This window comes from Runella zeae DSM 19591, assembly GCF_000423565.1.
Lineage (GTDB): Bacteria > Bacteroidota > Bacteroidia > Cytophagales > Spirosomataceae > Runella > Runella zeae.
The window spans coordinates 38,960-54,007 of record NZ_AUIF01000003.1; the positions used below are offsets into that span (position 1 = coordinate 38,960).

The 15,048-nt window shown below is 42.7% G+C and carries 9 protein-coding genes; 4 read left to right on the forward strand and 5 right to left on the reverse strand.

Features of this window, described 5'->3' with window-relative positions; genetic code table 11:
- Positions 1-48: 48 nt before the first annotated feature.
- Positions 49-1,089 carry a uroporphyrinogen decarboxylase gene (gene hemE, locus G563_RS0100290; RefSeq protein ID WP_028663520.1) on the reverse strand — a complete coding sequence of 347 codons (1,041 nt, stop codon included), beginning with the start codon at positions 1,087-1,089 and terminating at the stop codon, positions 49-51.
- A gap of 445 nt (positions 1,090-1,534) precedes the next feature.
- On the opposite strand from hemE, the gene sov reads away from it, so the two are divergent.
- Complete coding sequence (gene sov / locus G563_RS0100295; RefSeq protein WP_229598419.1) at positions 1,535-8,926, forward strand: T9SS outer membrane translocon Sov/SprA; 7,392 nt, start codon at positions 1,535-1,537, stop codon at positions 8,924-8,926.
- Between the two features lie 64 nt (positions 8,927-8,990).
- Here sov and G563_RS0100300 read toward each other — a convergent pair whose 3' ends face one another.
- Positions 8,991-9,413 carry a hotdog fold thioesterase gene (locus G563_RS0100300; RefSeq protein WP_028663522.1) on the reverse strand — a complete coding sequence of 141 codons (423 nt, stop codon included), beginning with the start codon at positions 9,411-9,413 and terminating at the stop codon, positions 8,991-8,993.
- Between the two features lie 64 nt (positions 9,414-9,477).
- On the opposite strand from G563_RS0100300, the gene G563_RS0100305 reads away from it, so the two are divergent.
- Both G563_RS0100305 and pyrF read left to right on the forward strand, forming a co-directional pair.
- Positions 9,478-10,110, forward strand: coding sequence for a histidine phosphatase family protein (locus G563_RS0100305; RefSeq protein ID WP_028663523.1), 633 nt, complete (start codon positions 9,478-9,480; stop codon positions 10,108-10,110).
- A 39-nt stretch (positions 10,111-10,149) separates the two neighbouring features.
- Complete coding sequence (pyrF, locus tag G563_RS0100310; protein ID WP_028663524.1) at positions 10,150-11,052, forward strand: orotidine-5'-phosphate decarboxylase; 903 nt, start codon at positions 10,150-10,152, stop codon at positions 11,050-11,052.
- A 37-nt stretch (positions 11,053-11,089) separates the two neighbouring features.
- Here the strand turns inward: pyrF and G563_RS0100315 are convergent, their stop codons facing one another.
- Together G563_RS0100315 and G563_RS0100320 are read right to left on the reverse strand one after the other, a co-directional pair.
- Positions 11,090-11,650, reverse strand: a complete 561-nt coding sequence (locus G563_RS0100315) for a pseudouridine synthase (RefSeq protein ID WP_037325770.1) — start codon at positions 11,648-11,650, stop codon at positions 11,090-11,092.
- A gap of 104 nt (positions 11,651-11,754) precedes the next feature.
- Complete coding sequence (locus G563_RS0100320; RefSeq protein WP_028663526.1) at positions 11,755-12,936, reverse strand: thiolase family protein; 1,182 nt, start codon at positions 12,934-12,936, stop codon at positions 11,755-11,757.
- Between the two features lie 138 nt (positions 12,937-13,074).
- Here G563_RS0100320 and G563_RS0100325 point away from each other — a divergent pair, with 138 nt between their 5' ends.
- Positions 13,075-13,965: a DMT family transporter gene (locus G563_RS0100325; RefSeq protein ID WP_229598420.1), complete on the forward strand. Its 891-nt coding sequence runs from the start codon at positions 13,075-13,077 to the stop codon at positions 13,963-13,965.
- A 53-nt stretch (positions 13,966-14,018) separates the two neighbouring features.
- Here G563_RS0100325 and G563_RS0100330 read toward each other — a convergent pair whose 3' ends face one another.
- Positions 14,019-14,990, reverse strand: coding sequence for an aldo/keto reductase (locus G563_RS0100330; RefSeq protein WP_028663528.1), 972 nt, complete (start codon positions 14,988-14,990; stop codon positions 14,019-14,021).
- Positions 14,991-15,048 lie beyond the last annotated feature (58 nt).

The window sequence follows — 15,048 nt, forward strand, 5'->3', positions numbered from 1 at the left end:
GATTCCAAACTTGGGTAAGTGTGCTCAGGGTACGTTAAAAAAAGTTAATTATAAAGCCGATGTGGTTGCAAACTCCTTAACGGTGTCGATAAAGCATCTTACTTTGTCGGGATTGGTATCTGGATAAACACCATGACCCAGATTTGCAATGTAGCGCTGAGTTCCAAATGCTTCAATCATATTACGGACTTCTTTCCTAATTTGGTCATAGGAAGCATACAAAACGCAAGGATCTAAATTGCCTTGTAAAGTTTTGTTTGGTACCAACATTCGTGATTCGGTAGGATCCATATTCCAATCTAATCCAACTACAGAGCAATTGAGATTACCGATTTCTTGACGGGCAAAAAAAGCTCCTTTGGCAAAAACTGTCACTGGTGCTTCTGAAATGGCATCGCAAATCTGTTTTATATAAGGTAGTGAATACTCGCGGTATTGAGCGGGTGATAAAATACCCGCCCAAGAGTCAAAAATTTGTACAAGATTGGCTCCTGCGGCAATTTGAGCTTTTAGATAAGCAATCGTGCTATCGGTGATTTTTTGTAATAGTTTATGCGAAAATTCAGGGTCTGCGTACAAGGCTTTTTTTGCCACTGAAAAAGTCTTAGAGCCTCTTCCCTCAATCATATAGCAGAAGATAGTAAATGGCGCTCCGGCAAATCCGATTAGAGGGACGCGGCCATCTAGTTCTCGTTTTACGATTTTGATAGCGTCCAGTACGTAGGCTAAATCAGCTTCAGGTTCAGCAATACGTAGACTGTCAATATCGGCCACTGATTGCACTACTTTAGGGAATACAGGCCCTTTCTTTTCTTCCATTTCATAAGGAAGCCCCATCGCTTCGGGTATGACTAATATGTCTGAGAAAATGATGGCACCATCTACCCCTAGCAAATCCACGGGTTGGATCGTCACTTCGGCGGCTAGCTCGGGATTGGTAGCGAGTTTAATAAAACTTCCGGCTTTTTCGCGCACTGCGCGGTATTCGGCCAATATACGCCCTGCTTGGCGCATCATCCAAACCGGTACTCTTTCGGTTTGTTCTCCGCGTGCGGCACGCAGAAGTAAGTCGTTTTTTAGTGATTCCATGATGCAAATGTACGAAGAAGCTAGATGCTGGGATGGACAACAAAGAGAAATGTAACGCCTTTTTCTACTATTAAATCAAATGAAAAATCAGAATGTTTTAGAAAATTGGGGATAATTAATCTCTAAGGAATACTACAAAGGAATAATAGCCTACTGTTTTTGAAGAAAATAGCGTAAATATTTTTAGGAGCAAAATGGGGCTAAATATGGCTTTTTTGCCCACAAATTGCGTTTTTAGAAAGTGGCTTCCTATATTTACCTCACTTTCAATAAAATTTTTTTTCTACTCAAAGACGATTGGCAAGGTTTTAGCCGTTAAGGATTTGAGTACGCTGACCGTTGAAGAATCGTGGGCCTTATTAACAAAAACCTATACCTTATTTCAATAACATCATTCGCTATCTTTGGGTTGTCATGCTTTCTATGGCTGACTAGCCAAGAGGCTGTGGCTCAGTCACAACCTACCAATAGACGAACCACTACGCCCGATACCAGTCATAGCAATCGCCAAAGCCGCAGACTGTTGTACTCGACTTGGATGGATCGATTTGGTAATCGGTTTAACTATGTACCCTCACGTTCATCGCTTTATTTGCGCGACCCCAAAAGCCTCTCCAATGAATTTCGCTTAGATTCTACGGGTCGTATGTCGGTTTATGAACGCATTGGAGATACTAAATTGCCTCCCCTGAATTATCGTAATCCATTGACGATGAGTTATGAAGACTTTCAAAAACTACAAGATAAGCGAGTTTTTGAATATCTACGTCGCGAATACTCAGCCAAGCAAGATGGTAAAGGAGCACTTGGGGCTAGAGGACTTCTTCCTAAATTGGATTTGCCTCCAGGATTTGATCGGGTTTTTGGAAGTAATATTGTCGATTTCAAACCCAATGGTTTCGTATTGTTAGATTTTGGAGTAATTAACCAAAAAAACCAAGATCCTAATATCCCGATTCGGCAACGAAATCAGACCAACTTCTTATTTAATGAGCAAATTAACATCAACTTCAACGGAAAGATTGGAGATAAACTTGGGATGTTGACTAATTTCGATACTAAGTCGAGCTTCAACTTTGAAAACCAACTCAAATTGGATTACCGCCCCGGGAAGGCTAATTTACCTACCACTCCCAATGTACCCAATGTACCGGGAATGGGCCAAACGGGCGTAGGAGGACTAGGCCAAAATAGTACTTTTGGTCAGGGGTTCGGCCCTCAGAGTTATATTCCTGAAAATGAGAGTATCATTCAAGGGGTGCAGGCGGGGAATGTCAATTGGCAATTGCCTTCTCAGTTGATTCCAGGAGTTCAAAATCTATTTGGCGCAAAAGTTGATTTACGCTTTGGACGTTTAACAGCTACAGTAGTAGCATCTCAGCAGCGTAGCCGTCAGCAATGTATTACCTTGCGAGGTGGCGTTCAAAACCGTGCTTTTGAGATTCGGGCTGATGCTTATGACGAAAACCGACACTTTTTTCTAGGATACTTTTTTAGAAATAATTACGAAAGATGGCTTGGTAACTTGCCCATGATTATGTCGGGCATAACAGTCACACGTCTAGAAGTGTACGTCACCAACCGTACAAACAATACCGAGACACTACGTAATATAGTCGGTTTTTCGGACTTAGGAGAATCTACTCCTGCCAATACCACCAATCCAAACTTGCAACCAATCTCAGCAAACCAACCTATCAATAATAGAAGCAATGGGTTGTTTGCAAAAGTGACCACTGATAGCGAACTCCGAGAAGCTGATAAAACAAGCTTTGCGCTTGATAGCCGTTACAATCTTCAGCGGGGTACGGATTATGACCTGTTACGTGGAGCGCGTAAACTCTCCGAACGTGAATATAAGTTTCAGCCTGAGCTGGGTTACATATCATTGCTAACGCCTCTACGCAACGATGAAATATTGGCAGTAGCCTATGAGTACACCTTCAACGGCCAAAAATACAAAGTAGGAGAGCTCACCGAAGATTATCAATCTCGTCGCGATGATGAAGTTTTGGTACTTAAACTATTGAAGTCTTCAACGATTCGTAATAACACGGCTCATCCTATGTGGAATTTGATGATGAAAAACATTTATTCATTGAATACCACTCAGGTTGCTAAACAAAACTTTCAGCTGAGAGTCATTTATAAAGATGATTTAACAGGGATTGACAATCCTAACCTACAAGAAGGGCCTATTGCCAATATCCCATTGGTGAAGGTAATGGGACTTGATAGACTCAATTCTTTAAATGACCCTGTCTTTGATAGCCAAAGAAATCCCGTGGGAGATGGAAACTTCGATTTTATTGAAGGAGTCACGATAGATAGCCGTATGGGACGAGTAATATTCCCGGTTTTGGAACCATTTGGTACTAACCTTGCTAAACAGTTTGTAGGGCAGGAAGTTTTGGCTAATAAGTATATTTTTAATGAGCTTTATCGGAGTACACAGATTGACGCACAGCAGATTACTGAAAAAAATAAATATTTTCTGAAAGGCTCTTTTCAAGGAGCCGCAGGGGGTTCTACGGTTCAATTACCCTTTGGAGTATCCGACAAATCTGTAACAGTAAGAGCAGGTGGCGTACAGCTACAGCAAGGTATTGACTATAGTGTAGAGGGGCAATCGGGAGCGGTACGTATCATCAATGAAAGCGTCACTAACTCCGGCCGTGATATTGAAATATGCTACGAGCAGCCTGATTTGTTTCAAAATCAAATCAGGACACTGCTCGGAACACGCCTCAACTACACCGTCAACCGTGATATGCAAGTAGGCGTAACTGCTATGAGGTTGAGAGAAACGCCGCCTGGTTTTTTGACCCGCGCTTCTTTGGGCAACGACCCCGTCAGTAACTCAATCATTGGCGCAGATTTGACGTTTCGCAAAGAGTCTCGGTTGTTGACAAAACTGCTTGATAAGCTCCCTTTGCTCGAAACCAAAGAAATATCAAGTGTGCAGTTTCAGGGAGAGGTGGCACAATCGTTTGCTGGTTTGCATCCGCAAGTTCGAAACCGAATTTACATTGACGATTTTGAGGCGGCTCGTACGCAGTTTGACCTTACACGTCAGCCCAACCGTTGGCGATTAGGAGCTACGCCAGCGCAATTCCCTCAAGGTACGCCTACTGACCCACTCCCATACGCTTATAATCGTGCTAAAATTTCGGCTTATACAATTGATATATCTTTTTCGCCGCAAGCGCAAGCGGGATTGCGTCAGCGACCACAAAATATTACGCCTCAGGATTTTAACAATTTTTACGAGCGTCTTTTTCGGCCTCAAGATATATTTAAAGGAAGAGGACAGTATTTGGTTAATCTTCCAGAAAGTATCTTAGACATAGCTTATTTCCCACAAGAAAGAGGGATATACAATTACACTACCGATTTAGATGCCAATGGCTTGCTTCGTAATCCACGCAATAATTTTGGGGCGATAACGCGGGCTATCGGTTCTGATGTAGATTTTGACAATGCCAATGTCGAAATTGTGGAGTTTTGGCTGATGGATCCTTTCAAAGAAGGTCCCAATGGAGTGGTTAAGGATGGTATTGTAAATCGGAATAACACCACTGGCGGAAAACTTTACTTCAACTTAGGGGAGATTTCGGAAGATGTAATCAAAAACGGACGCTATGATTTTGAAAATGGGCTGCCTCTGGTAGATAAAGTAGCCACATCCACTCCAGACCAACCATCCAATGTAGCCGAAACGGCTTGGGGATATTCGACGCGTCAGCAATATATCATCAATGCCTTTACCAATGAGCCAGAAGCCCGTGCCAAGCAGGACATTGGGCTAGATGGGTTAAGTAGTTTGGAGGAACGTGATTTTTTTAGCGAGTATATCCAACGTCTTCCCACCAATCTAACGACAGAGGCCCGCAATCAAATATTGGCTGACCCCTCAGGCGACGACTTTGAGTTTTATTTTAGTGCCAAAGCCGACAGTGCAAACAAAAAAATAGTGGAACGCTATAAAAACTACATGGGTATGGAAAACAACACCCCTGAGTTTAATAGCACAAGTGAGATTACTCCTGCCTCTACTAACTTGCCAGATATTGAAGATCTAAACGTCGACAATACCATCAACGACCAAGAAGCTTATTATGAATACGAAATAGATTTACAGAAAGACCAATTGGGAGTAGGCAAGCCTTACATCGTGGATGTCGTAACTGCTCCAAATGATAATGGAGATTTTGTTAACTGGTATTTGTTTCGCGTGCCTGTTAGAGAATACACCAAGAAAGTTGGTAATATCAATGGCTTTAAATCTATTCGTTTTATCAGAATGTACCTTACTGGTTGGGCGGAGCCGGTAGTTTTGCGTTTTGCACAACTTCAGATGGTGGCTACCCAATACCGCAAATACACTGGTGACCTCAATGCGCGTGGCCTTCAGGAAGTACCCGAACCTTATGATGCGCAGTTTAAGATAGCCACGGTAAGTGTAGAAGAAAATGGAACAGCTCCTACTGACCCCAAAGCTCAAAGGTACATTTATACGGTTCCTCCCGGAGTACAGCGGGATGTAGACTTTACCACTCCTAATCAGCGCCCTCTCAACGAGCAGGCGATGAGCTTGTGTGTAACTGATTTGCGTGATGGTGACTCTCGAGCAGCTTTCAAAAATGTGCAGAGTCAAAATTTACTTTTTCGCGAGCGGCTCAAAATGTATGTGCACATGCACGGCGTAGAGAACGGGCAGGTATCGGCTTTCATGCGGTTGGGAACAGATGTGACAGAGCACTATTACGAGATAGAAGTAACAAACCTCCAACCTACACTGCCCAACAGAGATATTCCGGAGGAGGTGTGGCCTGCTCAAAATGAAATTGATGTCGAAATCCCTTGGTTGATAGAGGCCAAAGCCGAAAGAGACCGTCAGCCTAATCCTTCATTGAGTGCTCCTTATACGGTTACAAAAACGGACAATCTAGGAAGAGTATACCGGATTACGGTAGTGGGGCGACCAGATTTGAGCAATGTGATGGTGATTATGATTGGAATGCGCAATCCACGTTCGGTAGATCAGTCTTCTCAGAGTTTTTGTATATGGGTCAATGAACTTCATGTACAAGGGTTTGATAATCAGTCTGGAACGGCTGCCATTGCGCGGGCAGATATTAAATTAGCTGATTTTGCTACCGTCCAAATGGCTGGAAAATGGACTACTTTTGGGTTTGGGGGAGTCCAACAAAAACTCGCTGACCGCTCTCGCGACAATACCACCGAGTTTAGTATTTCATCGGCTATAGCATTAGATAAATTGTTGGATGAAAAGTGGGGCTTCAAAATTCCGCTATATGTCAATTATGATATTAAGCAAATCAGCCCTCATTTCAATCCCTACGACCCTGATACACCTTTGGCGATGTCGTTGGCTAATTACGCCGAAAATGACCCCCGACGATTACAACTCGAAAACGCTGCTATCGAAAAGGCCGAACGACGAGGGTTTAACTTTTCAAATGTTCGTAAAACCAAAACAAATCCTAACGCTAAGCGGCATTTCTGGGATTTTGAAAACTTTGCTTTTACGTATGCGTACAATGAGCAAACACGCCGCAGTAGTATGATTGCTGATTATACTCAAAGACAATATCGGGGAGGAATTGTATACCAATATGGCTTCCCTCAGCGGCCTTGGGAACCATTACGAAATATCAAAGGGTTTGACCGTCCCTATTTAGAGCTACTTAAAGATTTTAATCTTTCTCTTTTGCCCACTCAGATAGCAATACGATTTGATGCCGACCGTAGTTTTATTCGTACGCAATATCGCAGTGGAGACCTTTCAGATGTGGGTCAATATCCTTTGTTTGAAAAATATTTCTTGTTCAATCGAGCTTATGATCTCAACTGGAACTTGACCAAAAATGTGGTTCTAACCTACAGCGCTTTAGCCAACGCTGTGATAGATGAGCCTCTTGGAAATATTGATACTGAAATCAAAAGAGATTCGGTTTGGCGTAACTTCAGAAGTTTTGGTCGGATGAAAAATTATGACCAAAAGATAAAACTGACTTATAGACTTCCGCTCGAAAAAATTCCCCTCCTCGACTGGATGACGGCTGATTATAACCACAACATCAACTATCAGTTTTCGCCTATTACTTCATTCTCTTCTTCTTTGTACAGTGGTACAGATGGGTTGAATAGTAGTGGTTTAAACAATGCTACCTACAATACAAATACCTCTAATCAAAGTTCAGCTTTTACTGCGGGGGGCTATCGCCTTACGGATACTGATAACTATCTTTTGGGAAATAGCATTCGAAATGGAAGAGAACAATCCATAAGAGGGAAAGTAGATTTTGTGAAATTATACAACAAACTACGTTATCTAAGATTTGCCAACAATCCTTCGCCTCCTCGCAAAAACTTTGCTCGTAGCCCGGGCGACGATGAAGATGTGGCGCGAGAACCAAGTAAATTGTTGAAAAATCTCACTCGCTTACTGATGACAGTACGCGGAATAGATGTGGATTATACTATCCAAAAAACAACGATGTTGCCTGGGTATTTGCCTGGAAGTCAAGGTATATGGGGACTTGAGGGTACAAAAGTCACGTCTTTGACTCATTTTATTTTGGGTAGTCAGAGTCCTAATGTTTTGTACGACGCAGCCGCAAAGGGAGATTTGACCAGAAGTACCATGCTTAATGTGCCTTTTGTGCAGACCGATGGTCGCTTGTTTAGAATCAATACGCGTTTGGAGCCATTCAAAGATTTTAAAATACAAATCAATGCCCAACTCAAGCGAGGCGATGAATACCGTATGTTTTATCGCGTCACTGACTCTACCGACCGAACTACCTATAGAGTTCAAAGCCCAGTAAGAAGCGGTAATTTTCAAATGTCTTTCATGTCTTTCAGAACGGCCTTTGCCAAAATCAACAAAGACAATTCGTCACCTATTTTTGACCAATTTAAAGCCAATAGAGCAATCGTGCTAAACAGGTTAAATACAAGGGAAGGGAAGCCAGACAATGTTGAGTATAACCTCAACTCTCAAGATGTACTGATTGCAGCATTTTTTGCGGCTTATAATGGCAAGGATGCTAATGAAGTAAGAACCAACCCCTTCCTTGGATTTCCATTGCCCAACTGGCGGGTAGATTATGGCGGATTGTCGCAGATTCCTTTTTTCAAAAAAATCTTCAGTGCATTTACTTTGGAGCATAGCTACCAATCTACCTACAGTGTTGGTAATTTTACTTCTGCTTTGGACTACAACGAAGCCTATACTCAGTACCTCACGCTCGACAACCGTGATTATCAGTTGGCGCTGTTGGGAGGAGAAGGCAACAATGCTATCCCTATTTTTGTAATGAGTACCATTACGCTTGCCGAACGGTTTTCTCCATTGATTGGGTTCCGAGCACGTACTCAAAACAAAATCGATTTGCGTCTTACTTATAACCAAGACCGAACGATTTCGCTCAATTTATCAAATGCTCAATTGGCCGAAATGTTTAATCGTGATATTACGGCTACAGTAGGTTTTACGCGCAACAACGTACGGATTCCTTTCAGAATCAACGGGGAATTTAAAAAACTCAAAAACGACCTTTTGTTTCAGTGTAATTTCACTATCCGAGATACTCGTACGGTTCAGCGTCGCTTTGATGAGCCTCCTACGGCTATCATGGGGAATTATAACTTCCAACTACGCCCGCAAGTCAACTATACCGTGAGCAAATTGTGGAGTATTCAGTTTTATTTTGACCGAACTTTCAACAATCCTTATGTACTCAATTCGTACCGTAGGGCTACCACAGCAGGAGGTATACAAGTGCGATTTAATGTGGCGGAGTTGTAATGAAAAGACTTTCTAAGAATTAGGGGTGCCTTAAACTTAGAAAGTATTTTTACAAAAAACGGCATTAATTTGCTGATATAATCGCCATCGTAAGCCGACTCACGCATACCAATTTCCCCTCTTCATTGGTGATTTTGATTTCCCATATTTGGGTACTCCGCCCTATATGCATAGGCGTAGCAGTGCCGTATACCCATCCACTTTTGACGCCTCTGATATGATTGGCGTTGATTTCAAGACCTACCGCTTGCTGACCCGAATTAGGTGCAAGTGTCAGGAAGGAAGCCACACTCCCGAGGGTTTCGGCAAGCACTACGGAAGCACCCCCGTGCAAAAGCCCGAAAGGCTGATGAGTACGATGATCCACGGGCATTTTGGCCGTAATAAAATCCTCGCCTATTTCTACATATTCGATACCTAGCTGATTTGCAATGGTATTTTTATTCCATTGCTGGATTTGTTCGATGGTAATATTTTTGTTGAACATCGGGAAAAGGGGTAATTTTGTAATGAGAGTCAAAATTATTATAAAATATAACCTACCTAACAAATTGTCTTCTAAAACTATTTACCTCATTCGTCATGGCGAAACTGACTACAATCGTCGCGGCGTAGTGCAAGGAAGTGGCATAGATGCCGAGCTTAATGCCCTAGGTCATGCACAAGCTAACGCTTTTTATGAAGCCTATCAGCACCTGAATTTTGATAAAATTTATACTTCTAAACTCATTCGAACAGTGCAGAGCGTTCGGGGTTTTTTGGATAGAGGCTTACCTCATGAAGCCTATGAAGGCCTTAATGAGATTAGTTGGGGAATAAGAGAGGGACGTACGCCTACTAGTATGGACAATGACTACTATCGCGAATTAGTAACAAGTTGGCAAGGAGGAAAAATTGACTTGCAGGCCGAAGGTGGAGAAAGTCCCGTCGATGTCAAAAATCGACAGCTTCCGGTGATTGATTTGATTTTATCAAGACCTGAAGAACGTACCATTTTGGTAGCTATGCACGGAAGAGCTATGAGGGTGTTGTTGGCTACCTTGTTTGAAAAACCTCTCCATCAAATGGATGATTATTTGCATACCAATTTAGGGTTGTATTTGCTTCATTATGACTATCCTACCAAGCGTTTTTCTTTGGAAAAAGAAAATGATACTACCCACTTAGTCAATATTGTGGTGTAGTTTATTTCTTATCAAGTCTGAACTTACTACCCTATAAACATGACCCGCGAACAACTCATTGAACAAATCAAGCGTAAGAAATCATTTCTGTGTGTGGGGCTTGACCCTGACTTAAAAAAAATACCCAAACACATCTTGCGTGAACCTGATGCCATTTTTGAATTTAACAAAAGAATCATTGACGCTACAGCACCTTATGCGGTAGCTTATAAACCCAATATCGCTTTTTATGAAGCACTTGGGCCGCGTGGGTGGAATAGCCTTCAACGAACTTTAGGGTATATTCCCAAAGAATGCTTTACTATTGCTGACGCCAAAAGAGGGGATATTGGTAATACATCTTCGTTGTACGCACAGGCTTTTTTTGATAAAAGCTCTTCGGGAATGTCTTTTGATAGTATCACAGTAGCTCCCTACATGGGGCGCGATTCGGTTACTCCTTTTTTAGATTTTAAGGATAAGTGGGTGATATTGTTGGCTTTGACTTCCAATGAAGGCAGTGCCGACTTTCAGATGAACTTGCTCAATCCTAGACTGACACGAAACGATGAGGACGACTTGGGGCTTATGAATAGCCAAGTAGTGCTAGACCATGAAAATGAGTTTGTGTTTGAACGGGTTATTAAAGTATCTCAGCAATGGGCCGGCGCCGACCGCTTGATGTATGTGGTAGGAGCGACCAAAGCGCCGATGCTAAAGCAAATACGCCGTCTAGCGCCCAATCATTTTTTGTTGATTCCGGGAGTAGGGGCACAAGGAGGGAGTATGGAGGAGGTGTGTAAATATGGAATGAACAAAGACTGTGGCCTGCTAGTAAATGCCGCTAGAAGTATCATATATGCTTCTTCAGGGGTTGATTTTCCGCAAAAAGCAGCAGCAGAAGCCAAAGCAATGCAGCAAGAAATGGAAAAACATCTACAAGAGTTCGGTATTTTGGCTTAAATCAAAGAAAAAAACTCAAAAAGTAGGCAGCTTTATTTTATACTTGGTTGATTTTTAGCTTTTTAAGAAGCCATTCTTTTTCTACTTCCAATACTTCGGCGGGTTGGAGATTACCAAGTTTGATGTCTTCGATAGACCAGCGTACAAGACGAAGCGTAGGAAACCCCACGGCAGCAGTCATACGACGAACTTGCCGATTTTTGCCTTCATATAAGGTAAGTGCTATCCAACTTGTAGGAATGTTTTGTCGAACCCGAATCGGAGGTACACGTTCTGGTAAAGGTGGAGGAACTACCAACAGTTGTACCTTGGCGGGCTGTGTGTGGTGGGGCTTTCCATCAATCGAAATCGTAACTCCTTTTTTTAGCGCTTCTTGAGCCTCATTATTAATCTGCCCGTCTACTTGTACAAAATAGGTTCGCTGATGTTTGAACTTGGGGTTGAGTAGACGATGATTGAGGCTAGTATCATTGGTCAACAACAACAAACCTTCGCTATCAGCATCAAGACGCCCCACCGGATAAATATCTTTTGAGAACTCATGCGGCAAATCGGCCAAAGTGAGTTTATCTCCTTCAGCCGAAAACTGTGAAAGCATCCCGAAAGGTTTGTAAATAAGAAAATAACGATTTTTCACTAGATTGTTAAAAATAAAAAGTCAGACGAGATACAAGCGTTTTTCATCTGACTTTTGTGCTTTTATTAAAGGTTTTCGATAATCATGGCAGAGGCACCGCCGCCGCCGTTGCAGATAGCGGCCAATCCGTATTTCCCTCCTTTTTGAGTCAGTACATTTTGGAGAGTTACGATAATCCGAGCACCTGAGCAGCCAAGAGGATGCCCTAGAGATACCGCTCCGCCAAAGACGTTGGTTTGTTGATGCGAGATTCCCATTTCTTTCATAAATGCTAACGCAACTACCGCAAAAGCTTCGTTGATTTCAAAGTAATCGATTTGAGACGCGGTCAAGCCAGCTTTTTGCAGGGCTTTGGGCGCAGCTACGGTAGGCGCAGTGGTAAACCACTCTGGCTCATGCTCTGCGTCTGCAAAAGCCACAATCCTTGCCAGCGGTTCTACACCTAATTCTTTTACTTTTTGTTCGCTCATTAAGATGGTAGCGGCGGCTCCGTCATTGATAGTAGAGGCATTGGCGGCGGTTACGGTTCCTTCTTTGCTAAAAGCAGCGCGCAAAGAAGGGATTTTGTCAAATTTTACATTCTTGTATTCTTCGTCTTGAGAAACTGTGACGGGTTCTCCTTTTTTTTGGGGAACTTGTACCGGTACTACTTCTTTTGAAAAATAACCCGCTTCCCAAGCCGCAGCACTACGCTGATAAGACGCAATCGCAAAAGCATCTTGCTCTTCACGGCTAAAATGATATTTTTGGGCAGTAGCATCGGCGCATACTCCCATAGCCATGCCACTATAGGCGTCGGTAAGGCCATCCTTGGCTAGTCCATCGATAAACGTCCCATTGCCATAGCCATATCCTCCAAAACGCGCTTTATCAAGATAAAAAGGGATTTGTGACATGTTTTCCATGCCACCTGCTACGATGACATCGGCTTGCCCGAGCATGATATCTTGAGCGGCTATCATGATGGCTTTCATGCCAGAGGCGCATACTTTGTTGATAGTGGTACATGTTACATTTTTGCTTAAGCCACCCCCTAAAGCAGCTTGGCGGGCGGGAGCTTGACCCAAGTTGGCCGATACTACATTTCCCATATAAATGGCTTCTACCAAAGCGGGCTCAATCCCGGCGCGCGATACGGCTTCTTTGATGGCGGTAGCTCCTAATTGTGTAGCCGAAACTCCCGACAAACTTCCTCCAAAGCTACCAATGGGAGTTCGGACGGCTGATACTAAATATACTGCTTTCATGTTGTTGATGATTTTTGTAAATACATAGACTACTTCCCAAGGTAGAAAATTTCTTGAAAATACTATCTGACAAATGGCTCCTTTTCAAAAAGCAAGAACCAAAGTTAAATCATTTTTGGTTTAGTTGATATGACTCGAATGTATTACTGGTTAGGTGCTTTTTTGGTTTTCTTTGCGGCATTTTGTTTTGCGTTGAAAGGTATTTTTATCAAACTCGCGTTTCGATATAACATAGACTCTATTTCCTTACTAACATTGCGGATGGTTTTTTCGCTCCCCATATATCTATTTATAGCGTGGCGATTGGCGGCTCGAGAGCAAAATGTAAAGCTCTCTCTTCGCGAATGGGGGTGGGTATCGATATTGGGAATCATGGGGTATTATGTAGCTAGTTTTTTCAATTTTGAGGCATTCAACTACATCACTGCGAGCCTTGAACGAATTCTGCTTTTTATTTACCCCACCTTTGTGTTGCTTATCAATGCTTTTTTTCGTCAAAAACCTGTTTCTAAACTTCAGCTCCTCGCTTTGGGATTGACGTATTCGGGTATTTTGCTAGCTTTTTTTGAAAATATTGACTCTGCCCAACAAACAAACCTGTTTTTAGGTGCGTTTTGGGTGATTTGTAGTGGTCTGGCTTACTCATTGTTTTTGGTAGGAGGAGATAAAATTATTCCGCAAGTGGGCCCCCAAAAGTTTACGACTTACGCTCTTATCGCGGCTACTGTGCCTGTGTTGATACATTGTTTTATCGTCAATCGTTTCCAAATTTGGCATTATCCAATCGAAGTCTATTGGATTGGTATTACGATGGCTATCTTGGTGACGGTATTGCCTACTTTTGCTATTGCCGAAGGTATCAAACGAGTCGGCTCGGGCAATGCGTCTATTATTGCCAGTATTGGGCCTATTTTTACAATTTTTTTGGCTACTTATATCCTAGATGAAAATATCTCAATACCCCAAATCTTAGGTACATTGCTGGTGCTACTGGGGGTGTTTTTGATAGGGTGGAAAGGCAAAAAATAACCGACAAAAAAAGTCGATATAAACTTCTTTTGTCGGCTCAGAAAGTGGAAATACTACTGACTCCAGCTTGTAGGACTACGATTCCAACGATGTGTTTTAAGTTGTTCTAGTAGCGATTCGGGTAGAAGCCGTTCGTCACTTGCGGCCATATTGGCTTCTACATTCCGAACTTTACGCATACCGGGTATGGTAGTGGCTACATCATTGTTGGCCAAAATAAATCGTAGTGCCATTTCAGGCATATTCATTCCAGAAGGAATAAGCGGGCGAAGTGCATCAGCGTGTTCGACGCTCGAAATGAGATTTTCGGGCACAAAGTAAGTACTCCGCCAATCATCTGCCGGAAACTTCGTGTCCTTGGTGAATGTCCCTGTGAGCGTACCTTCATCGAAGGGCACGCGCGCAATGACCGCCACATCTAGCTCTCTACAAAGCGGAAAAAGGTTGTCTTCGGGAGCTTGGTCAAAGATGTTATAAATGACTTGCACTGCGGAGATTTTTCCCGTACGGAGGGTATTGAGAACGTTGTCAGGTTCCCAACGGTTCACACTTACTCCCCAATGCTGCACTTTGCCATCGCGAGTTAGCTTTTCAATGGCATTTTGCCATTCTTCGCGCTGTGCCCAATGGTCTTCCCATACATGAAACTGCTGTAAATCGATAGTATCGACTCCCAGATTTTTGAGGCTTTTTTCGGTGTATTCAATGATATGACTAGCGGGAAAACAGTCGTCGAGGCTAAATTCTGGTTTAGAAGGCCACTTAAAGTTTTTTGGTGGGATTTTGGTTGCAATGTACAGACGTTTGTCTGCATGTTGCTTTACAATTTTGCCGAGTATTTGTTCACTTAAACCAGCCCCGTAGCCCCAAGCGGTGTCAAAAAAATTACACCCCAGTTCTACTGAACGATTGAGGGCGGTGTTATACTCGGCTTCTTCTGAGCCTGTCCAGCCCGCTAAGCCCCACATGCCATAACCGATTTCGCTTACTTGCCAGTCGGTTTTTCCAAATCTTCGATATTGCATTGTTTTGGTATGATATTTTTAAAAGAAAAACTAACGTATATTGGAATGTTATTTTTGA